Genomic DNA, 22,985 nt, shown 5'->3' on the forward strand with positions numbered 1-22,985 from the left:
GCCATCATCGGGGAGTGGGAAATATTCAAAAGGCAGGCAGTCAGGACCGAAATTACACAAGCTTATTCTGGCGTCTGGCCACTTGTGCGGCCTTTCGTAATTGATCGGCCCTTGCTTCCCCGGTTATTTTTACATTCCGGTACATACCCAGGGCCCAGATGGGAAAATACTTAAAATAGCCATGATACCGTAAATAAAAGACCCTGGGGAACCCGGTACCCGTATGAAACGGCTCATCCCAAACTCCATTCTCACGTTGATGGCGAATGAGCCAATTGACTCCCCGGACAACACTTATGGAGTCCGATTCTCCAGCTTGAAGGAGGGCCATGAGCGCCCAGGACGTTTGAGATGCCGCACTTTCTCCTCGCCCGGCCTTCTCCACATCAGCGTAAGAATCACAGGATTCCCCCCAACCCCCATCAGAGTTCTGAACGGACTCTAGCCAAATCACCGCCTGCTGGATCCACGGCACCGTCATATCCATGCCTATTGCACGAAGACCTGAAAGGACACACCAGGTCCCATAAATATAATTGACCCCCCATCGGCCATACCAACTTCCGTTTGGCTCTTGCTCCTGGCGTAAGAACCCAATTGCGGGGTTCACGGCAGGGTAAGACTGGTCATACCCTAACGTTCCTAACATTTCCAAGCATCGACCGGTTAAATCGGCCGTACTGGGATCCAAAAGAGCCTGATGATCCGCAAAGGGAATCTTATTGAAAATTAATTTATTGTTATCCTTATCATATGCCCCCCAACCACCATCCGACCCCTGCAACGCCAAAGCCCATCGTAACCCTCGCTCAAGGGCCTCATCTGAACCGAACATGTCGGCAGGATTGATCTTGGCCAACCCCGTCACCACAGCCGCGGTATCATCGACATCGGGATACCATTCATTTTCAAATTGGAAGGCCCATCCACCAGACCGAGCTTTTGGAGCCGACACGGCCCAATCTCCCACTTTTTGACACTGACGGGATCGTAACCAGGCATCCGCACGTTGCAAGGACGAATGGTCCAGCGCAAGGCCCCGTTCGATCAGCGCATTCATCGTTAAGGCTGTATCCCAAACTGGAGAATGACAAGGCTGTAAATGCAGCATAGTGGGCGTTGGGGTATTACCAGGATTCGAGTAAATTTCAAGTGCTTCTATTTCCCTCAATGCTTTTTGAACCAACGGATGATCGGTAGAGTATCCCAAAGCTCGAAGGGCAAAAACCGAATAGGCCATTGCCGGATAGATGGCTCCCAATCCTCCTTCTCCACCCATATGTTCAAGCATCCAAGACTGCACGCTACTCAAAGCCTTTTTCCGGAGGGCCCTTATGGGATAGGCCTCATATAAACGAAGCAGCCCATCGACCCAAACAAAAAAATTCCGCCAGCTTATGAGTGTGGAATCCCTATGCAACGGTGGCACATGAGCATAGTCCACCTCTTGACGAGGCTGAAGAAACAGTTCATCAATCCCTTGCTCCTTGGGGATGGTGCACAGAGGTCGATGGGCAAAAATAATTAAAAGCGGGATAATAACTGCACGGGACCAATAAGAAACGGCATATAAATTAAAATAAAACCATCGAGGGGCTAAGAATATTTCTGGAGGCATACACGGTATCCCGCGCCAATCATATTGCCCGAATAATGCTAGGGTAATTTTGGTGAAGACATTGGCCTGAACGACACCACCCTTGCCGAGAATGAAACTTCTCGCACGCTGCAACACAGGCTCATCAGGAGAAACCCCCGCCAGTTTGAGCGCAAAATAGGCCTTTACCGATGCACTTATATCTGCAGGCCCTCCGAAAAAAATCGGCCAACCCCCATCCTCGAGCTGAGTATGAAGTAAATACCGAGTGGCTTTCCGCTCTCTATCCAGATCAACCAAATCCAGAAACCGTCGAAGCATCACATACTCAGAGGTCAAGGTCGTATCCGCTTCCAGCTCCTCTACCCAAAATCCCTGTTCAGGATCTTGCATGTTCAGTAACCAGTCTTCCCCTTTTTGAAGAGCTGATTCCAGAGCACTCATATGGCCAAGATTGGCTGTTCGTTGGAGAGGGCGATCCTGAGAAACCTCTGGATGAGGGTTATGGGAAACCAGCTTAAGGGGCGGTGGCTTTTGCTTTACACGATAGGGTCCCAACTTTGGAGTCAGGGTTTCAAAGATATTCCCCGATAACCGTACTAAGAATTGCTTGAGCAACTTCATGCGGTAGGTCTTTCAGCGATTCTACTTTTAATAATGCAATTTGTGGGGGAGTGCTGCCAACAAATGAGAGATTCACAAGCACAAAAAAGCCCTGTTTAAACAGGGCTTTATAGCTAAATACAGTTAGACTGTCAAGCCGAATGTGTTTTCTACTGAAACGCTCCTTAGGTTGAAAGCAACACAATACGATCACGGTGATGCTTCACCTGACGAGTTCCGTTCCGGGTATCAAATACCACGGGAGCGTGCTCAACGATCAACTGGTAATCAAAAGCAGAATGCGCGGTCAAAATCAGGGCGCACGCACTGCGCTTTAACAATTCAGGATTTATCTGTTGAGATTTATATTCCTTTCCTTGAATAATAAGGGAAGGAGTAAAGGGGTCTGAATATTGCAGCGTTGCTCCTTCATGTTGCAATAGTTCCATGACTTTGGTGGCAGGCGATTCACGTGGGTCTTCAATGTCGGCTTTATAGGTTACTCCCAATACTAGAATGATTGAATCTTTTAAGCATTGACCTCGTTGATTTAAAATCCGCTGAACCTTATTCATTACGAAATAGGGCATATTTTCGTTGATTTCCCCAGCCAGCTCAATGAACCTGGTATGGACATCATACTCTTTTGACTTCCACGCTAAATAATATGGATCCAGGGGGATGCAATGTCCACCCACGCCAGGGCCAGGATAAAAAGGCATGAAGCCAAAGTTCTTTGTGGCTGCGGCATCAATCACTTCATAAACATTAATATTCATCCGGTCACACAACAAAGTGAGCTCATTCACTAATGCAATATTTACTGAGCGAAAAACATTTTCAAAGACCTTCGCCATTTCCGCAACACGTGGAGAGCTGAGAGGGAAGATTTTCACGATGGATTGTTCATAAAAGGCTTTGGCAACTTCCCCGCAAACTTTGGTAACACCACCCACCAACTTAAAAGTGTTATGAGTCTTAAACTCAGTATTTCCGGGGTCAACCCGTTCTGGGGAAAATGCGACAAACAGATCTTTTCCAGCCGTTAAACCCTTTGCTGTCAAGGCAGGTAAAATGACTTCCTCGGTTGTTCCTGGATAGGTTGTACTTTCTAATACAACGAGCATATTCGGATGTGAATTATCGGCAAGATGCCCAAGAACTTTTACAATTGCCGAGATATCCGGTTCCTTATTTTTGGTTAGAGGAGTCGGCACACAGATAAGTATGACATCGCACTGCCGCAATACGGAAAAATCAGTTGTCGCCTGTAATTTTTTTTGGTCTACGACTTCTCGTAACTCAGAGTCCACCACATCCAAAATATAATTACGCCCTTGGTTCACCATTTCAACCTTGGCTACCACTTCATCCACCCCAAATACATGGTACCCCGCTTTAGCTTGAAGAACGGCTAAGGGAAGCCCCACATATCCCAATCCAATCACTCCCACATTGGCTGACCGATTTTTTATTTTTTCGAGTATGTCCACTGTTGCCCCCTCTTGAGATCACGTTAATCGATTCAATTTAAGTTCGGGGAAAATCAACTTTTCTTGAGTTGGTTACCGTTGAATCCATTGCGCTCTGACACAACAAAACTAGGAAGACACATCATTCGTCACATTCGTGATGACCTTTCCCTCATTAATGGTCCACACGTCGCAGGTTGCATCTCCATCAATGTTTCCAATGGCAACCGCCGTAAAACCTAGTGCACTCACAGAATCCAAATTCGGGTCGGTACACCCGGGAGGTAAAGTTCCAAGATTGGCATTGCCGATTTTATAAAAATATCGCTGCGAAGACCCACTCATGCCAAACCCAATTGCATTAAAATCGTCTATATACCCATTATTTTCAGCAAAATAGGCAATTTCTGCGGTATGGATTGCCACCAAATTGCTTTTGGCCTCCGTTTGCTTGGCCTTAGCTTGATAACGCAAAAAATTTGGAATGGCTATAGTCGCCAATATTCCAATAATTGCCACCACAATCATCAGCTCCGTTAAACTGAAACCCTTTTGTTCATTGAGTTGAGTCAGCATCCTACGAATCCTCCATGGAGAACTATCTCCAACAGATTGTTATATATCTCACCCTCGGATGATGGTACACCTGGTTTTCTCAAGTAGCCAGGGCTCCAATGAAAATTAACACGGCCTTAAAGACGGCAATGAAACGACATTAAACGTCACAAAAATTCATATAACGGACCATTTCAGGGACACAAAAAATGGAGGGCCACATCTTCATGCAAGGCAAATACAAACAGGTGTGACTATTTATTCGCCAGGAAGAAAGCAAGTCTTAAGAATCAGCGGCTGAAAATGACTCAGTCACGGAACCTATCAAGAAGGCTCATATCACCTTTTAAAATAAACTGGAGGTATCACTTGAAAAATTTATTGGGTAAATCACAGCGAAATATCTAGAAGGGTCAGAACCTAAGGGGACAGGGTAGACTGATGGGAAAGGGTAGGAATCGGTTCCCCAAAACCGGCCTCACGAAACCGCTTACCCAACAACTTATTTGTTGAATCGAGTTGCAGCGAATGAAGCCAGGCCTCTCGTGCCTTATTTCGCTCATCTTGCTTTAAGAAAATATCCCCCAAATGTTCATAAATAACAGGATCATCGGACACTAAAGAGACCGCTCGTTGAATCGCTTCCAGTGCTTCTTCAATACGTCCCAGCTTATAGAGTGCCCAAGCTAAACTGTCCACGTAATACCCATTATTCGGTTTTAAGGCAACGGCACGTTGCGTAAGGGACAAGGCCTGCTCCCCCTTGATGCCGCGATCGGCATAGCTATACCCCAAATAATTCAAGGCATCCGCATGTTCCGGATCCAACTCCAAAGCCTGTTCCATTTCCCGGACCACTTTATCGAAATGGTCTAATTTGTCATAGACCGTGCCTAAATTAAAATGGAGTTCGGCATTTGAGGGGTCATGGTGAATACCCTCCTCTAATCTGGCCTTGGCCTTGTGATATTCTTCCATTTGAAAATGGGTCAGCCCCAACAATAAATACGGCTCTGGCCGGTTAGGATTGAGGCTTACGGCCTGATCCAAATACGAGAGAGCTTCCTGGTTTCGTTTTAACCGGTAGGACACAAAGCCTAAATGCAGAATACTATCAAAAAAAGTGTCGTCCATTTGGACATTCGTTCGATAGGCCTGAATCGCGCGGTCATAATCCTTCATTTCCTCATATAACAATCCCAGAAAGTCACGAACACGCAATTCGTTAGGTCTCACGCGCAGAATGGCGTTTAACTGCTCGATTGCAGCCGGAAAATTCCCCATTTCACCATAAATTTGAGCCTTTAGAATCTGCGCATGCAAATCATCTGGATTTTGCTGGAGAAAATAATCCAAATGGTTCAAAGCCTTGTCCGTGTTATGTTGGCCAATATATAGCCGGATAACACGCAACCGGAATTCCCGATGATGCGGATTGACCTCAATCAAGTAGCGCTCCAAAAGTTCAATAGCCTCCTGAGGCTCCTCTGCTTCTTCGGAAATGGCCACCAACTTCAGGTACGCCCTTTCAAAGGTGGGATGAAGAGCAATGGCATCCTGAAAATGGTCCTTGGCTTCCTGTTTCGTTTTCGCCTCCAAAGCAATCACCCCCAAATAATAATGGGCTTCAGCGGAGCCAGGGACATGAACTAATAAATCATGGAATACATCTTCAGCCATTTGAAGCTCTTTGATATTTAACAGAAGAGTCCCATGAGAAATGTATATCCGTTCATCCTGAGGAAAATGTCGTTCCCCTTCAGCCAAAATTTCCACAGCTCGCCCGGTATCCCCTCCCCCGGCAAAAATTTTCGCCAAATCGAAAAACATTGCCGCCTGAGAAATTTCCGACACAGGGATTTGTCTTGCTAGGTCCACGGCTTCAGTCAAATGCGACATAGAGAAATGCAGTTTGGCAAGTCGAAATTTTAAAAACTTCGAATCCGCGTCAAATGCCAAACCTGCTTGATATTCCTCTAAAGCTGTTGTGGCATTGTTATTCAACTCGGCAAGGGAACCTCGAAGGAAGTGATAGTAGGCCTGAGGGTGGACAGTTTCCCGCGTTACCATGGACGCTTCCTGTCCATTCAAAGTGGGAGGGGGAGCTGTCCCACAGGACACCACCAGAAGTGGAATTCCCCACAAAAGCGTTCTCAGCCGACCCAACCACATGGGGAATGTCTGTCCTGCCCTAACCTTCTTCGCCATAGCTTGCACAGTTTTAGAATTCATATGCCGTCCCTCAACAATTCTTTATACTATACCAGCCTGTCTCTCTCTCGTTAAGTTATTAAATTTGGCATACCGGTCATGAAATTGCAGATCCACTTCTCCAATCGGTCCATTCCGGTGTTTTCTCACCAGGATTTGCGCAATGCCTTTCTGCTCCGTATCAGGCTCATAGACCTCCTCGCGATAGATAAACATTACCACATCGGCATCTTGCTCAATCGCACCCGACTCCCGCAAATCAGCCAGCACGGGGATGGGCGGTTTTCGATTTTCCACCGCCCGGCTTAACTGAGAAAGGGCAATCACAGGAATATTCAATTCTTTTGCCAATCCTTTTAAGGCCCGGGAAATATCCGAAATTTCTTGTTGGCGAGATTCTGAATCTCCACGCCCTTCCATCAATTGCAAATAATCGACCACCAGGAGGTCCAAACCATGTTCGGCTTTCAACCGTCGAGCCTTCCCTCGCATTTGTTGAAGAGTTAAATTTCCAGAATCGTCTATGAAAATCCTGGCCTGCTCCAGCCGACTCGCTGCCTCAGTTAAGGCTACCCAGTCATGTTTCGTTAACTGCCCAGTCCGGAGAGCATGAGAGTCTAATAGCGCCTGGGAACTCAACATACGCAAAACCAGCTGCGCACGGGACATCTCTAAACTAAAGATTCCGACTACGGCATTGGATCGAAGAGAAGCATACTCGACCATCCCTAAGGCCAAACTGGTCTTCCCCATACTCGGCCTACCCGCCACGATAATTAAATCAGATGGTTGAAGCCCAGCCAGCATATTATCCAAATCCGAAAACCCGGTGGGCACTCCGGTGATCCGTTCTTTTCGGCTATACAACCGGTCAACAATCTCAACACTATCCTTAATGATACTACTGACAGGCGCAAAAGTTCCTCCCAAATGCCCCTGGGCCAATCGAAAAATTTCGCGTTCGGCAAATTCAAGGAGTTCATTCGTCCCCGTCGTCCCCTCATAGCCTCGCATGGCCACCTCAGTGGCGGTTTGAACAAGGCCACGAAGCAAGGATTTATCTCGAACAATATTACTGTGATACCGGATATTGGCGGCACTGGGAACCACCTGTACGATTTCTGCAATATACGAAGCGCCCCCGATCTGGTCGAGTTCGCCGGTCCCTCGCAAATAGTCTGTCAGAGTAATTTGATCAACAGGTTGATTCCGCTCTGACAATGCCACCATGCCACGATACACGATCCGGTTGCCCGTTCGATAAAAGTCATCCTCCGACAAGATTTCCATCGCTCGATTAAGCGCCGCATTATCAAGAAGAATGGCGCCAAGGACGGATTGTTCCGCTTCGAGATTTTGGGGAGGGACTCGGATCTCTGGTGCTTCAGATATTGCCATGGCTGAATGCTTGTAACCGTTGAGGAAGTTCTTGAACTAGCATCCGGGTTTGCCGGGGCTTTTGAGAAAAAGAGGTGAATTCCAACAAGAGCACCGATTGCGGGGTGGATGTCTTTTCTTCAAAAATCATTGCACTCGGCACCCCTCGACGCCGAGCAACTGTGGTAACCCAGCTCAAGGCCGATTTTGGAGAACCTTCTATCATTTCTTCAATCACACAAATTCCAGCCCCCCGTAATCGCTGAGCAAGAGCGAAGGATGCCTCAGACTGATGAGGAGAAGTAAAAATTCTGACAGGCTTCAATCCATTGCCGCTCACCTTTCCTCCCCGCTCCAAGGCGGAAAACACGCGGTCCAAATCCAGCCCTAATCCAATGGCAGACAGGTCCCGGCCAAACCGCCCAACCAAATGATTGTAACGCCCTCCTCCACCGATTTCACTGCCGAACGTAGAGGTAAAGACGTCAAATACGACACCATCGTAATAGTCAAAACCACGAAATTCCCCAAGGTCCAAAAGAATATAATCTTGCACGCCGTTTGCGATCAATTGCCGATACACCTGCGTCAGACGTTGTAAGGGCTTAAGCAATTGCGTATCCTTCCCAGCGATTCGCATCCCCCATTCCAGCACTTCGTCACGGCCGTACCGTTCCGGCACTTGCAATATGTCCTTTACCTTAGAACGAGATAACCGTTCAGTCTCTAAAATTTTTTCCAGCTGAGGAAGGTCTTTATGGGCTGCCGCGATTTCTGCCTGCTTTCGCCCACTGAGTGACAGACCGGATTGGGCCAACAACGCTTTAAAAAATCCGACATGACCAAGAGAAATTTTCCATTCTGGCAATCCAATCCGTTCCAGAAGCCCCGCCAATAAAGTCACGACTTCGGCATCACTTTGAGAAGTATCCTTGCCGAGCAGTTCAGATCCGACCTGAAATACTTCACGGTCCCGTCCACGATGTTCCGGTTCATACCGAAAAACCGTGGTCCGATAAGAAAACCGCAAGGGAAGAGCATCTCCTCCGAGGCCCATGGCCACCATCCGGGCAATCTGTGCGGTCGCATCAGGTCGCAAGACCAGAATTCGGCCTGACCCCCAATCCGCAAATTTATAGCATTTCTCCAGGATTTCAGGAGCCAAGCCCACGGCTAATACATCAAGATACTCAAAGGTAGGAAGAATGATTTCCTGATAGCCCCAGGTCGAACAATGCGCCAACAATTGATCTTCCAACCACCGAACGCTTTGCGCCGTATGGGGAAGTAATGTAGCTGTGCCAATGGGGATAAGCGAGCGGAGTGGTTTCATGGGGCGTAAGGAAGAGAACCTGCCAACTCGAATTGTTTGGCCAAGATAGTCTGCAGAAAGAAGCCGTCAAGCTAGCTAAGGTCAACCATGCGAACAGACAGAATATCTTTCTCTTTCTTGAGAAGATCCAATACGGCGGAAGCAAGCGGGGCATCCAGACCAATAATCAGCAGTGCTGATGCTCCCCGCTCGACTCTGGCGCATTGCATCCTGGCAATGTTGACATCATGCTGGCCTAAAATCTGACCCACCATACCAATCACCCCTGGGCGATCCACGTTATCGATCAAAATCATTTGGCCTTCCGAGACCACCTCGACCTGAAATTGGTTAATTTCGACAAAACGCGGTTCTTGACGATGAAAAAGAGTTCCCCCCAGGGAATACGTATGAGAACCAGCTTCGACTTTAATCCGGATTAAACTGGAGAAGTCTCCGGCATCACTACTTTTCACTTCCTTCACTTCAATACCACGTTCTTTTGCCACGATAGGGGCATTCACGTAATTGATGACATCTTCCAAAATAGGTGAGAGAAGGCCCTTTAACACAGCGACGGTCACGGGTGCCACGGTAAGTTGAGCCACTTCACCAAAATATTCAACGGTAACGGATTTAATCCCTCCATCTAATAATTGGGCCTGAAATCGACCCATACGTTCGGCCAAGACCAAATAGGGCTGCAGTTGGGGAAGCACTTCAGGTGCCACAGAGGGAACGTTTACAGCCCCTCTGGCAATGCCTCGCTTGAAATAATCAACGAATTGTTCAGCAATTCCAATTGCCACATTCTCTTGAGCTTCTTCGGTAGAAGCACCTATATGAGGGGTGCAGATAAAGTTATCAAGATCCATGAGAGGATGCTTGGGATCCACTGGCTCATTTTCAAACACATCAAAGGCCGCCGCGGCAACTTTCTGGGATTTCAACGCTTCGCATAAATCCAGTTCATTAATGATACCGCCTCTGGCACAATTCACGATCATGACCCCATCTTTCATCTTTGCTATGGTCTCGGTGTTAATGAGGCCTCTCGTTTCATTGGTCAAGGGCGTATGAACCGAAATCACATCAGAACGATGGAACAATTCATTTAAATCCACCACTTCAATCCCCATTTGTTTGGCCCGCTCCACGGCCAAATAGGGATCATAGCCAATGACATTCATGGACCATCCCTGGGCCAATTTTGCAACATACGACCCAATCTGGCCTAACCCTACCAACCCCAAAGTTTTGTTATAGAGTTCCGTTCCCATGAACCGGGTTTTTTCCCACTTACCTGCCTTCATGGACATGGTCGCCTGTGGAATCTTTCGACTCATCGAAGCAATCATCGACATTGTGTGCTCCGCAGTGGTAATTGTATTTCCACCTGGAGTATTCATGACCACAATACCGCGCCGGGTTGCCGCCTCACTGTCAACATTATCTAAACCGGTTCCGGCACGTCCCACAATACGAAGACGACTGCCTGCCTCAATCACGTCTTTAGTGACTTTGGTTGCAGACCGAACAACTAAACCTTCATATTTGGGAATTTCTTGAAGCAATTCCTCTTTCGTGAGCTTGGTTTTAACATCCACCGAAAATCCGGCACGCTCTAAGACTTCAACTCCTTTAGGGGAAAGGCTGTCACTCACTAAAATATTCATAGTATCTCCAATATAGGGGAGGCCCCACTTTATTTCTCACGGGGAAATCTTGAGCACTCTTGCCATTTCAAAGGGCATCTCATTCACACACAGGGTTGTCGCAAACATACCCGCACCATTATCTTGGCGAGTCATTCGAAACCGTATTTCCGAGGAGACGTTAGGCTTTGCGTTTCTCAAAGTCCGCCATAAAGTCAATTAACGCATCAACGCCAGCTTCAGGCATCGCGTTATAAATACTGGCGCGCATTCCGCCAACAGAACGATGGCCTTCAAGGGTTGTTAATCCTGCATCTGTCGCTCCTGCAAGAAAGGCCTTATCCAAATCCGGATTGGCCAACACGAAGGGGACGTTCATCCAGGAACGAGAGGCCTTTTCCACGGGATTTCGGTAAAACCTAGACCCATCAATGGCTGCATAGAGTTTACCGGCCTTTCGTTGATTGATGGCACCCATCGCCGAAAGCCCACCTTGTTTTTTTAACCATTTAAACACCAAACCCGCAATATACACGGCATAAGTTGGCGGTGTATTCAACATAGAATCCGCTTCTGCTTGTTTGGCATAATCGTACACGCTTGGGGTAATCGGCAACGCATTTCCAATGAGGTCGTCCCGCACAATCACTAATGTCAAACCGGCTGGGCCAATATTTTTTTGTGCGCCAGCATAAATGATTCCGAACCGACTGACATCAATGGGACGCGATAAAATAGTGGATGAAAAATCGGCAACTAACGGCACCTCGCCGGTGTCCGGGACCCAGTGAAATTCCACCCCACCGATCGTTTCATTGGGCGTGTAATGCACATAGGCAGCATCCTGACTTAATGCCCAACCTTCAAATGGTGGAATACTCGTAAATTTATCGCTTTCGGAAGATGCTGCAACATTGACCACACAATATTTTTTGGCATCGCTTACAGCTTTTTTGCCCCACGCACCGGTTAGAATGTAATCAGCTTTACTTTTCCCACGTAAAATATTCATGGGAATGGTGGCAAATTGCGTGGACGCCCCGCCTTGCAAAAAAAGCACTTTATAATTAGCAGGGACTCCCAATAAATCGCGGACATCTTGCTCGGCTTCTGCAGCCACCGAAACAAACTCTTTCCCACGATGGCTCATTTCCATAATTGATGCGCCACAGCCATGCCAATCCGGCAATTCGGCTTGAGCCTGCTTTAACACCTCTTCCGGCAAGATCGCCGGACCCGCACTAAAGTTATATAACCGCGCCATTACTTGACTCGTCCTCCATGCCTAAACCGGCGTCATACCTATTGAATTACGGAACTTCACCAGTGTGAAAAAAGAGGTTACGCTAGCACAGGGTCCTAGACCAGTCAAGAAGAGGACGCAACCTTGTTATTCCAATTTTGGATACCCTACAATGACCGGCGATTGGAGAAGGCTTTCATAGATTTTCAGGAAGGTTGGAGAACAACTTGGGAACACAGACGGGTCTCAGATTGGAACAACGGGGGGACGGGAATTACTATAAAGTCATTCTTCACATCGGGAGTACTTTGATCCCCATCAGTGATGACATTGTTGAGGAATTGCGAACCCAGACTGCGCTTCCACCTGATCAATTTTTCGCGCTTTTCGTCAACAAGGTGGGATACTCATCCTATTTACAAGAGCAGATACGCCGGGAAGTACGAAACACCGGAGACCTCAATCCTCAAATATCAGTCATTCAAGAGTTCTTTCGGAAGGAATAACTTCTCACCGCTTTCGAAGAATGCCTGATGCCCGTCCGCCCCCTACTGCTATTTAATCTATCCAAGCAATTTATCCATAAAATTGAGAATGCGCATCTTCTTGTCCGGGTCTTTTTCTAAAGACAGTGCCCGCTGATAATGCTGCACCGCCAGTTCCGGCTTGCGCTTTTCTTCATAGATCCGGCCAACCCCGAATGTCGCTTGGGCATCATCAGGGTTGGCTTTGAGCGCTCGACTAAAATAATCCATGGCAAAATCGTCTTGCCCCTTATCATATAAAAACCAGCCGATCGCGGTCGCGGCCGGAGCAAAGTTTGGTTCCAACCGAAGGGCTTCTTCGTACTGTCGTTTCGCTAAATCCAGCCGCCCCTTGTTTTCATAAAGACCGCCCAAGGCGAAATACACTTCAGCATCATTAGGATCAATCTGCAACGCCTTTTTATATTCTTCAATCGCCGGCTCAATTTTACCTTGTTCCGCTAAGGCACAGGCCAGATTGGTATGCCCAAAGGCATCATCGGGACGGAGCTTCAGGACTTCCCGATATTGTAGAATGGCCATTTCCAACTGCCCTTGATCCTGATAGGCCACCCCGAGTTTGAGGCGAGCCGCCACATAGGAGGGGTCCCGCTTAATCGCTTCGCGGTAGGCTTTAACGGCTTGATCGATGCGGTCTTTGGCCTGATAAATTTGCGCCAGGAAAAAGTAGGGATAGGGAGAGTGGGGAGCCAACGCTCCTACTTGTTCATAACTGGCCGCTGCCTCCTCCAACCGTCCGGATTGCGTATAGAACACTCCTTCAAATAACAAAAAATCCGGCGCATCCGATCCCTGAACCCGCAAGCGCGCCATCCACTCCTGAAGCAGTTGCACATCGGCCTCTTCTCCAAAAGCCCGAGGATAGATATTCCACGCTTCGGCAAAATCCCCCCGCAACATGCACACGACATTCAGCGCGAAATAGGGCAAAGGCCCGCAGTCAGCCTGTTCAGACCACTCTCGCGCCTTTGCGTAGACTACATCCCATTCTCCCTGGCAAATGGCGTCATTAATTACATGCTCATAATCTATACTCATGCCCACATCCTTTTAATCGAGTTCAATAATGCATATTCATTCGCTAACGCCTCAGCGAGTCTTCAATATCCGGCGACGTGGCCTCCATGAGGCTTCCTAGATACGGGTGTCGCTCAAGCATCTTTTGCTTCATAAGCCAGGCCACGGTTCGATACGACCAATGGCCCTTGACCCCGGACCGCAATTTGGCAATATACTCAACTTCAGCAAAATCCATTTTAAACAAACACCGAACACGAAACCCAAAGGGAATGGCATAGAGAGCCGCCTCCTGATTGCTGACACGCAACCGCTCTATATCCAGTCGCACGGCATCCATGGCTTGCCGATATTCTCTCTCCACCCCTGCCTCCGATAAAACGGACGGCACCTCGTACCCATGAATCGTCGTGAAATTTTGCTGAATCTGCTGACAACGGCGGTGCCGGTGCATATCCCGCCACCCACCGATATCCATCAGAATGTCAAAGATAAAGGCATACCCTGAACGGAATTCCTTTATCAAATCGTCATGAGGACCACGACCGCGTAGCGCGGCATCGACCACTTCCTGTTTCTCTTTTTCCGACCACTGTTGTACCCACTCAAGGAGGAACCGGTAGGGGGCATGGCTCACTCGGTATACCAGCGTCGTCACTAATTCATCCAAGGGTGCATGCGATTCCAGCAAATCAACCGACTGATCCCTCCCTTTCCAGGATTGCGGATCATCATAGCCGGCCTGTTTGAGTCGCCCTTTGACCTGGCGAAGCACGTCCTTATATACCGAACCTTGATATTCGTTAGCCCCCGCATACCGGGCTAAGGTCGGCGCCAAGGCCTCTAACCCTTTGCTCTCTTCTTGCTGCAACTCGGCCCACACCGTTGAGGGTGACTTGGCACACGCATCCTTCAGATCTTCTCCAATCCCCTTCAATTCCGGCAATTGAGCAGACAGCAACCGCGTGATTTGCTTTTCCAATGTGCGAATACTGACCACCTGCCCCACATTCGTCATAGCCGCCAGTGGAAGCAGATAGCGAATGACATCATAGGTTCGAGCACCGATGGTTCGATCGTAATCTGCGGGTTTCATACTTTCCGGCCTGGGATATCGCTTCTTCAAATGGGTTTGGATCGGATCTTTCAGCAACCGATAAATGTTATAGAGGCTGCCAAGGATGCCGCGATATTCCCCTTCGATTTCCGTATTAGCAATCTCGCTAGGCACGTAACAGCCGGCTGCCGCAAAGTTTTGATAGCGGCTGGATTTGGCTTGCCCATCCCACAGAGGTTCATCCTCAAGACGAATAGCCGCCAGTTCAGAAATATGTTCGAAACACACCGTCGCATGCCCAAGATCGGCAATCGAGCCATGCCCATAGGCGAAATAAAACTGCTCCCAAAACTTTTCGGAAGAATGGGAATGAACCCATCGCAGACTCTCCTCAATGGAATCCGGTGAACGACTATACCGAGCCAGGGCATAGGCAGATTTTTCCGGCGGCATCGGGGCCAGAGCAATCACTTTCCGATTTCGTTGTTCGTCGCTCATCGATTCAATCCTTCCAACTTATCCCGAAGAAAACACAATCGAAACAGAGAAGACGACACTATAGTCAGACAGGAGTGACATCTCAAGTCAGACATTATCTCTCCGCAAGGTATGCTCCAAAGACCTTGAAAGTGCCTGGCACCTCCACTACACTCCACCGGGTCTCCAGGTAGAAATCCAATCCTCAATGAATATTTCCGATCGACAATCCATGCATGGCCAATGGTCCTCCCGATGGACCTTCATCCTTGCGGCCACCGGTGCGGCCGTGGGGTTGGGCAATATTTGGAAATTCCCCTACCTCACGGGAGAAAATGGAGGTAGTGCATTTGTTCTGGTGTATATCCTCTGCGTGGCAGCCCTGGGAATCCCCTTGATGATGGCCGAAATTTTGTTGGGCCGGAGAGGACGTTCCACCCCAATTCATTCAATGCAAGTGCTGGCGGAAGAAACCAACACCACCCAATGGTGGCAAATTGTTGGCTGGTCAGGCACTTTGGCGGGCATGTTGATCCTTTCCTACTACAGTGTCATTGGCGGCTGGACGCTGGCCTATATTTTCAAATCAGGCGCGGGGGCTTTCAGCGGGACCTCGGGCCAATTTGCTGCAGACACCTTTAACAATTTTATAGGGAGCGGAACCACGCTCTTCATTTGGCACACGATATTTATGACCATGACCATGATCGTCGTGGCAGGGGGAGTCAAAGGAGGATTGGAAAGAGCAATTCAATTTCTTATGCCGACTCTTTTCCTGCTTTTGCTGCTTATGGTCGCCTACAGCATGACCACGGGTTTTTTTGGAAAAGGTCTGGAATTTCTCTTTACGCCGGACTTCAGTAAATTGACAGGCGCGAGCATGCTGACAGCCATGGGGCAAGCCTTCTTTAGCCTCAGTCTTGGCATGGGCACCATCATGATCTATGGCTCGTATGTTCCCAAGGACACGTCAATCGCCTCCACCTCAATTATCATTGGCCTAGCTGACACCCTTGTTGCCTTATTAGCCGGCATGGCCATTTTTCCAATCGTCTTTGCAAACAATATGGAACCAGGCTCCGGGCCAGGTCTCATCTTTCAAACACTGCCCGTCGCGTTCGGCAACATGCCCGGCGGCCTCGCCTTCGGTTCGCTCTTTTTCATCCTCTTGCTTGTGGCCGCCTGGACGTCGTCGATTTCTTTGATTGAGCCCCTGGTCACCTGGCTCATTGAAACTTTTGGATTATCACGAATCAAGGCTTCCCTGTATTCAGGGGTAACCACCTGGCTGATTGGCCTCGGGACAGTCTGGTCATTCAACTGGTGGGCAGAAATCAAGTTTTTCGGTCTAACCTTTTTTGACCTGTTAGATTTTGTAACATCCAATCTCATGCTCCCCCTGGGTGGGATTCTCATTGCCCTCTTTGCCGGGTGGCTCATGAAGGCCGAAAGCACCCAATCCGAACTCAACATACATAACCCTACCCTCTACCTTGCCTGGCAGGCTCTCGTACGTTACATCGCCCCGGTTGCTGTGTTTATCGTCCTCCTCAACGCGATCGGCATTCTATAGCCTACAGGACGGCAACTTTCCCTAAATCTTTCCCGCACGCATGAGACAGACGTCCTGATTTTTCCGGCGAATATGGATCAAGAATCCCGGAAACTGAACCGACAAGACCTTCAGGAAAGGAGATGCCTCATGAGTGAATTATCTGCATTAGCAGCCGCCAATTTCCTCACCCAAGCTTCTCTTCCGCTCATCCAAGCAGCCGTCGTTCCCCAACCCCAAGGAAACCTGTCGTCTTCTTCCACCCAAGACACGGTATCGCTTTCATTGGAAGCCAAGGCCCTGCACGCCCACCACAGGTAGTCTCACCCAGAACGCTGGACAGGGCAACCGGAATTGTAAGCCAGGGGACAGCATCGATCATTTCAACTCTCCTCCTTAATCCCTCCAGACTTCTTGTCTGTTAACTCAGGTGAACCATTAGCAAGCATCGTTCAACTCTGTCATTCATCCCGCCAAATTCCCAACGCAATTCAGTTTCAGAAAACGAGCCATGCACCGGAAGTGAAGCCTGGTCGAATCTCTGTCTGCAGCCGTGGCCCAAACATCTATTCGGCAACCCGGCAAAATTCCCCTCTGAGTTTACCTGACTCCAAAAAACTCAAGACTCACAAGTCCTGGGAATCAATCTAAAGCACGGCTCCCTCTTTCCCCGCGCAATCACTTGCCAAAGTTCTCGGGAAACCGTTTGAGTTGCAGAGATTTTTGTTGGAAGCTTTCACAGCTTGATCACTGTAAAAATGGGAATTCTCTTTGGTGGAGGGAAGAAAAGGATTTTATGCGGATTGAGGAAAATAGCTTTGACTAAATCGATCAGAGTCAGGTCTGTTGAGGTGGGGTGCACTGGTCAGACTGGGTGGAGTGATCAATAGGGAGGGCTTGTTCTGAGAGATGGGCCAGTTGATTGGCCCGGTTGATGAGTTTATCTAACTCGCGGACGGCCAAAGACAATCGCGCAAGGGGATCTTTCGCAGATTTCTTGAGTGGCATGTTCAAAGATAAAGGGGAAGATTCCATTTTTTTGACCTCAATAGTCTAAAGATTGTAACCCTTTAGAATAAAAAGTTCATTGAATTGTTGGTTCCAATTATGGGAAATTCCTGCTCATTATTGGAATTTCATGAAATGCTCCCGAGGGAGTTGCCGAAACCGGAAGCTGAATGAGGCTTAACTTGCAAATTCTCTGACTAACTCATCGGAATGATTTGCAGACAAACAAAAAGGAATTTTCATGTTTAAGGGATTCAAAAGGGAACAATTCATCATCGAAATGACTGGTGTGCTGTTCATGCTCTTTTTGGTTGGAACGGCGTGGGGTGTGGATTTTGATGCCAGAAATCGTGTGACCAAGGGCACCCTCGAATTCGGATTTCTCACCGGCTATTGGCAAGGGAATAACGCCTTTGGTAATGAACCGTCAGCTAACCGCAGCGCCGTCTATTTCCTACCTCAATTGGGTCTGGTGTTGACGGATGAGATTGGCTCAGGTTGGACCTCAGGGAATGTCGAAGTGTTAATTGAACCGTTGGCTGCGCACTATTACCAACCGTTTAGCGCCTCAGCGTTCGGAGGCTCGTTAATGGTGAAATATAATTTCCTCAACTTTGGACGGTGGATGCCATTTTGGGATGGTGGAGCAGGCATGTTGTGGACAGACCTGGGACCCCGGATTCCCGAACAAAGCACGCAATTTAATTTCGTCCTCCAAACGGGTCCGGGTGTCTCGTATTTTGTGACAGAGAACACCGCGGTGACCCTCGGTATTCGCTTCCATCATATTTCCAACGCAGGGATTGGCGAACGGAATATTGGATTGAATGGCTGTCTCTTCAATGTCGGCATATCCTTTTTTTCCCCGTGAGATATTGTGGTTCGAAAATCCGCAACTCTTGGTACTCGCCTGCTCGTGCCGATACTCTGGAAAAATCGGTCTTAGCCCTTCCCGTGGTTGTCGTCTCTAGAGCTATCCAGAAAATTTTTGGACACACGAAAGGGAGGGCAACCCGGGGAAAGGAAATCAACTTCTTAAACGGAAAAAACGCTACTAGGATGGCTCTCTCTCCCAAACGGGGATTTGAATAACCACGGTATTCAGAGCAGGCTTCAAGGAATCGGATCCGCCCATTCTCAAGGGGCGAATTGAGAGTTGGAACAAAGACACGATCTTTGATAGGGGGGCTTATCGAACCTAAGTTCTGTGGTCATAAAACTGACATCTACGTGCTACCGGGAAATTCTGTCGAGGACAAGGTCAGGCCATCCATGAGCCAGACCGCCACCTGTCCTGTACTGCGATTATGCCAGATCACATCGGCCTTCCCATCTCCATCTGCGTCACCAACCTGCGCAATACGCCACCCCGAGTGCATACCCGGCAAAAAGCCGGATTCCTCAATCGCCCCTCCGTTCATCAACCAGATCCCCACCTTCCCGGTACCGGTATGACGCCAGACCATATCAGTTGTCCCATCTCCGTTCAGATCACCAAAGCCTGCTTTCTCCCACTCTGGCGTGGTCCCTCCGAGGAATCCCACCGAAGTGATCGTCGCCTCATCCATCACCCACACGGCAGATACCCCTCCGCTATGGCGCCAAATGATGTCCGCCAGACCATCCGCATTCACATCACCGATCCCAACGATCTGCCACGCTAAGGGCACACCGGGCAGTGAACGGAACCCGCTAATTGAGGGCCCATCCATGAGCCAGACCGCAACAGCTCCGTTTTGCATATTGTGCCAGATGAGGTCGGCACTACCATTGCCGTCCATATCGCCCACTCCCTTAATCACCCAATCCAAGGAAGCGCTCCCGGGGAAACTGGCCGACGTGATCGTCAACCCGTTCAAAAACCATACAGCTACGGCGCCACTTAGGGTGTTGCGCCAGACAATATCAGCCATTCCGTCATTACTCACATCACCCACTCCAACGATCTGCCAATCGGATGAGACCCCACCCAGGAAACCAGAGGAACCAATCAACCCACCATTCATTAACCACACCGCCACCTCACCGGTTCTCACATTGCGCCAGACAATATCCGCCTTGCCATCTCCATTGAGATCGGAACTGACAGGGGCACGAGGCGACGGTTCCTCAAAAGGAGGCTGAAGGCCGAGGAACACCCCGGATTCTGAGGTAAAGCTTACCCCTTTTGGCAGAATTAACCGGATAGTCGCACTTGGATCGCTGACATCGATGAGGTTATTCATCTCGACCCTGGCCGATAAAAACGCCTCAATGGGTAGCTCCTGCCCATCAACAACTGTAACTCTAACCTCCAACTCCTTTGGCTCCGGTAAAGGAAGCCCAAGAGCCTGATCACTCATCTCTCCCAAACGAATGATCGCATTGGTAAAGCAATTGGAAGACAAATCCCGACAAGAGGGAAACCCATCGACCCTCATAGAAAATCTGATGTTGGCAATGGCCACGCCCGGATCCAGCGAAAACCTCAACCGGTCATTGATTTGAATGGAGGCCAATCCCATACCCTCTTGCGAACTTTGATTGGGAGTCGTCGAGGTCACTTTAAGCGCGAGGGTTCCAGTGGCTAAATTCGCTGTGGCATAGGCTGAGCCGGCTTCACCGTCTGGTCCGATTACCGGACCCGTGTCTAATTGGATTTCAGTACGTCCATTTTCCTCGACAACTGAATTCCCACCAATCGGCCCTGAAACACCAATTTCGATTTTATACGCAAGGCTCTGTGACGGGACAGACAGACAAACCATCCCCACCAGAATGAGGGATATGATGGTCTGGCTCAGACCGGTTACGTCGGGCATTATGTGTTTCGACATCAATTGATTTGACATAAGAGATTACATGAGCAAGGTTGACTAACCTTATCGGATAGACAATTCCATTCTTAAAAATCAGGCACCACATTCCAGATCTTTTCTCCCTCGCCATTTCTTTATTTTCTTACCAGACTCCTCAAAAACGTCAGCCTTTCTATTAAAGCTCAACTGGAAATTACAGGGGAGTGTTGAATAAAACCAATTTCCAAGAGCATATTGCCTCACAGGCACGTTTCATATTAGAGGTCTCGGGGCGGTTCAAAAAAGCATGCCCTGAGTCTTCCCGAAGGGTCCGTCCAGCAAGGCCGCAGTCATTTTTGCGCGCAGAGCGTACTTCCACGTGAGCACGGAAAAATGGCGAGAACGCCGCTGGCGGCTTTTTTCAACAGCCCCTACAGAGATTCCGGGTTGATAACAGAAGGGACCCGAATGGCTGTTCGTTCCTTCGATCGGAAGAAGAGCAGGCAGATCTGGTCTAAAAGGGGTAGGACATCATCCAACTCGGAATGAATTGATCTGGAAGCAGGGCACATGAACCGGACGAACACGTTTTTTTAAATTAGCAGGAGAGAGCAAACCGTCGTGGAAGAGAAAACCAAAAAAGGAATGGGAACAAGGGATTTGTCCCGAAAAACAAAATCGGCGGGATGCGTTGACATGCCACAGAAGATCAATGAGAGACCCTCCTCATAAGCAGGGAAAAGTCACTTGGCGTGTTCTCAAGAGAACAAGATGAAAAGTGAAGAAAGGTTTTCCATAAAAAAAGCCTCACACCCGAAGATGTGAGGCTTTCATAGAGAGACAAGGTTTTGTCCTACCGTTTGTGCCGTAGGTTTTGCCTTCTGTCGAAACAGCCGGACCGACAGCCGGGCCTACTCTGAGTTTAGTAAAACGGCTGTCCCCGGCACAGTTACAATGAAACCATCATTCCCATGGTTTCCTTTGCGGTTTGGCCTTTAGCATTAAACCTTGCCAAATTACGAGATCATCCTTATTGAATTTCCCAGTCAGTAGAGGTGCCGTTCGGGAATTTGGTGTCCATGACGTCTTTCCCGTTCATTAACCACAGCGCCACCGCCCCACTCGTGCGATTTTGCCAAATGACGTCATCCTGACCATCCGCATTCACATCACCCATTCCCGTGATCTGCCAGTCCAGGGGCACTCCACCAGGAAACCCGACAAAGGCGACCGTGGGTCCGTTCATAATCCAGATGGCCACCGAACCATTGAGCTTTTGGTGCCAAACGATATCGGCAGTTCCGTTGCCATCCACATCCCCGATTTCCTTAATGACATAACTGAGAGGCGCACTCCCTGGAAATCCCGTCGACGTGTGGGTCAAGCCGTTCATGAACCACACCGCCACCGCCCCGGTCGTCGTGTTCCGCCAAATCACATCGGCTTTTTCATCGGCATTCACATCACCGACACCGGTGACTTCCCATTGCACCGGCGCACTGCCAGGGAATCCAAATTTGGTAATGGTCGACCCGTTCATGAGCCAGACAGCCAAGCCCCCGCTGACGCTATTATGCCAGATAAGATCCGCGGTTCCGTTGCCATCCACATCACCGATTCCTTTGATGACATATTTGAGGGACGCGCTCCCTGGAAATCCCGTCGACATGTGGGTCAACCCATTCATAAACCACACCGCCACGACCCCGGTCGTCGTATTTCTCCAAATCACGTCGGCTTGGCCGTCACCATTCACATCGCCCGTTCCCATGATCTGCCAATGGGATGAAACACCACCCAATACACCGGTGGTGGTCACCGCAGCATCGTTCATGAGCCAGCCCACCACGAGCCCATTGAGGCTATTTCGCCAAAGGAGGTCTGCCGTTCCGTCAGCGTTCAAATCGTTAGATAACTTCCTCGCACCCAGATTGTTCGCAGTAATGGTCATGTCTGAACTACGCAAGAACTCACCATCCGTCGCAGACAACCGCAACACATAGGTCCCCGCTTGGCTGAAACTGGCCGTCGTACTCAGGGCCGACGCATTGCCAAATGTCACCGTCCCCGGCCCGCTCACTTTATCCCAGGTGGTGGAGACCGTGCCCGGCGTGGCCGGCAGACCATCATCCGTCACCGTGCCGTTCAACGAAGCCGTATTCGGTAGCGCAACTGTGATTGAAGGCCCCGCACTCACCGACGGGGGTTGATTGCCTGGATTTTGAGTAAACGTGGCCGTAACCGTCCGCGCGGCCGTCATACTCACCGTGCAGGTGCCCGTGCCCGTGCCCTCACACCCGCTGCCACTCCAGCCTATAAACGTCGAGCCTCCACTCGCCACTGCCGTCAGCGTCACTGCCGTCCCATTGGCATAGCCCTCGGTGCAATCGTTCCCGCAGGAGATGCCCCCAGGATTACTGGTGACCGTCCCACTGCCCGTCCCGGCTTTCGTGACCGTCAGCGTCCGTTGCACGGTCGTAAACGTGGCGGTCACCGCCCGCGCCGCCGTCATGGTCACAATACACGT

The 22,985-nt window shown here is 49.3% G+C and carries 17 protein-coding genes; 4 read left to right on the forward strand and 13 right to left on the reverse strand.

What is annotated here, in order from left to right; translation table 11 throughout:
• Positions 1 to 52: 52 nt before the first annotated feature.
• The 8 genes from shc to serC all read right to left on the reverse strand — a co-directional run bounded on the left by shc (position 53) and on the right by serC (position 12,046).
• Complete coding sequence (gene shc / locus ACTRXD_RS04250; protein ID WP_442430601.1) at positions 53 to 2,221, reverse strand: squalene--hopene cyclase; 2,169 nt, start codon at positions 2,219 to 2,221, stop codon at positions 53 to 55.
• A 164-nt stretch (positions 2,222 to 2,385) separates the two neighbouring features.
• On the reverse strand, positions 2,386 to 3,693 hold the full coding sequence (locus ACTRXD_RS04255; RefSeq protein WP_442430602.1) for a nucleotide sugar dehydrogenase: 1,308 nt from the start codon (positions 3,691 to 3,693) through the stop codon (positions 2,386 to 2,388).
• A 108-nt stretch (positions 3,694 to 3,801) separates the two neighbouring features.
• Positions 3,802 to 4,248: a type IV pilin protein gene (locus ACTRXD_RS04260; protein WP_442430603.1), complete on the reverse strand. Its 447-nt coding sequence runs from the start codon at positions 4,246 to 4,248 to the stop codon at positions 3,802 to 3,804.
• Positions 4,249 to 4,647: 399 nt separating this feature from the next.
• The gene (locus ACTRXD_RS04265; RefSeq protein ID WP_442430604.1) at positions 4,648 to 6,459 is read right to left on the reverse strand and encodes a tetratricopeptide repeat protein; all 1,812 of its coding nucleotides are present in this window, start codon (positions 6,457 to 6,459) and stop codon (positions 4,648 to 4,650) included.
• A gap of 21 nt (positions 6,460 to 6,480) precedes the next feature.
• Positions 6,481 to 7,836, reverse strand: coding sequence for a replicative DNA helicase (dnaB, locus tag ACTRXD_RS04270; protein WP_312646074.1), 1,356 nt, complete (start codon positions 7,834 to 7,836; stop codon positions 6,481 to 6,483).
• Positions 7,823 to 9,148: an ATP phosphoribosyltransferase regulatory subunit gene (gene hisZ, locus ACTRXD_RS04275; RefSeq protein ID WP_442430605.1), complete on the reverse strand. Its 1,326-nt coding sequence runs from the start codon at positions 9,146 to 9,148 to the stop codon at positions 7,823 to 7,825. Before hisZ ends, dnaB begins: the two co-directional genes overlap by 14 nt.
• A gap of 71 nt (positions 9,149 to 9,219) precedes the next feature.
• Entirely contained in the window at positions 9,220 to 10,803 is a 1,584-nt protein-coding gene (gene serA / locus ACTRXD_RS04280) for a phosphoglycerate dehydrogenase (RefSeq protein WP_442430606.1), read from the reverse strand.
• A gap of 160 nt (positions 10,804 to 10,963) precedes the next feature.
• Positions 10,964 to 12,046: a 3-phosphoserine/phosphohydroxythreonine transaminase gene (gene serC / locus ACTRXD_RS04285; RefSeq protein ID WP_442430607.1), complete on the reverse strand. Its 1,083-nt coding sequence runs from the start codon at positions 12,044 to 12,046 to the stop codon at positions 10,964 to 10,966.
• A 206-nt stretch (positions 12,047 to 12,252) separates the two neighbouring features.
• On the opposite strand from serC, the gene ACTRXD_RS04290 reads away from it, so the two are divergent.
• Positions 12,253 to 12,531: a hypothetical protein gene (locus ACTRXD_RS04290; RefSeq protein ID WP_442430608.1), complete on the forward strand. Its 279-nt coding sequence runs from the start codon at positions 12,253 to 12,255 to the stop codon at positions 12,529 to 12,531.
• A gap of 57 nt (positions 12,532 to 12,588) precedes the next feature.
• On the opposite strand, the gene ACTRXD_RS04295 is transcribed toward ACTRXD_RS04290, so the two are convergent.
• Together ACTRXD_RS04295 and ACTRXD_RS04300 are read right to left on the reverse strand one after the other, a co-directional pair.
• Positions 12,589 to 13,608 (reverse strand): tetratricopeptide repeat protein, encoded by a 1,020-nt coding sequence (locus ACTRXD_RS04295; protein ID WP_442430609.1) that lies wholly within the window; start codon positions 13,606 to 13,608, stop codon positions 12,589 to 12,591.
• Between the two features lie 43 nt (positions 13,609 to 13,651).
• On the reverse strand, positions 13,652 to 15,142 hold the full coding sequence (locus tag ACTRXD_RS04300) for an FAD-dependent thymidylate synthase (protein WP_442430610.1): 1,491 nt from the start codon (positions 15,140 to 15,142) through the stop codon (positions 13,652 to 13,654).
• Between the two features lie 187 nt (positions 15,143 to 15,329).
• Between ACTRXD_RS04300 and ACTRXD_RS04305 the strand changes: the two genes are divergently transcribed.
• On the forward strand, positions 15,330 to 16,694 hold the full coding sequence (locus ACTRXD_RS04305; protein ID WP_442430611.1) for a sodium-dependent transporter: 1,365 nt from the start codon (positions 15,330 to 15,332) through the stop codon (positions 16,692 to 16,694).
• 129 nt (positions 16,695 to 16,823) lie between these two features.
• A complete protein-coding gene (locus tag ACTRXD_RS04310) occupies positions 16,824 to 16,994 on the forward strand; it encodes a hypothetical protein (RefSeq protein WP_442430612.1) in 171 nt (56 codons plus the stop codon).
• A 516-nt stretch (positions 16,995 to 17,510) separates the two neighbouring features.
• Here ACTRXD_RS04310 and ACTRXD_RS04315 read toward each other — a convergent pair.
• Positions 17,511 to 17,708 carry a hypothetical protein gene (locus tag ACTRXD_RS04315; RefSeq protein WP_442430613.1) on the reverse strand — a complete coding sequence of 66 codons (198 nt, stop codon included), beginning with the start codon at positions 17,706 to 17,708 and terminating at the stop codon, positions 17,511 to 17,513.
• Between the two features lie 214 nt (positions 17,709 to 17,922).
• Between ACTRXD_RS04315 and ACTRXD_RS04320 the strand changes: the two genes are divergently transcribed.
• Positions 17,923 to 18,552 carry an acyloxyacyl hydrolase gene (locus ACTRXD_RS04320; protein WP_442430614.1) on the forward strand — a complete coding sequence of 210 codons (630 nt, stop codon included), beginning with the start codon at positions 17,923 to 17,925 and terminating at the stop codon, positions 18,550 to 18,552.
• Between the two features lie 355 nt (positions 18,553 to 18,907).
• Here ACTRXD_RS04320 and ACTRXD_RS04325 read toward each other — a convergent pair whose 3' ends face one another.
• Entirely contained in the window at positions 18,908 to 20,482 is a 1,575-nt protein-coding gene (locus ACTRXD_RS04325; RefSeq protein ID WP_442430615.1) for an FG-GAP repeat domain-containing protein, read from the reverse strand.
• A 1,006-nt stretch (positions 20,483 to 21,488) separates the two neighbouring features.
• On the reverse strand, positions 21,489 to 22,985 hold a 1,497-nt coding region (locus tag ACTRXD_RS04330), incomplete at its 5' end, for a PKD domain-containing protein (protein WP_442430616.1).

This window comes from Nitrospira sp. T9 (assembly GCF_052156535.1).
Classification (GTDB): domain Bacteria; phylum Nitrospirota; class Nitrospiria; order Nitrospirales; family UBA8639; genus Nitrospira_E.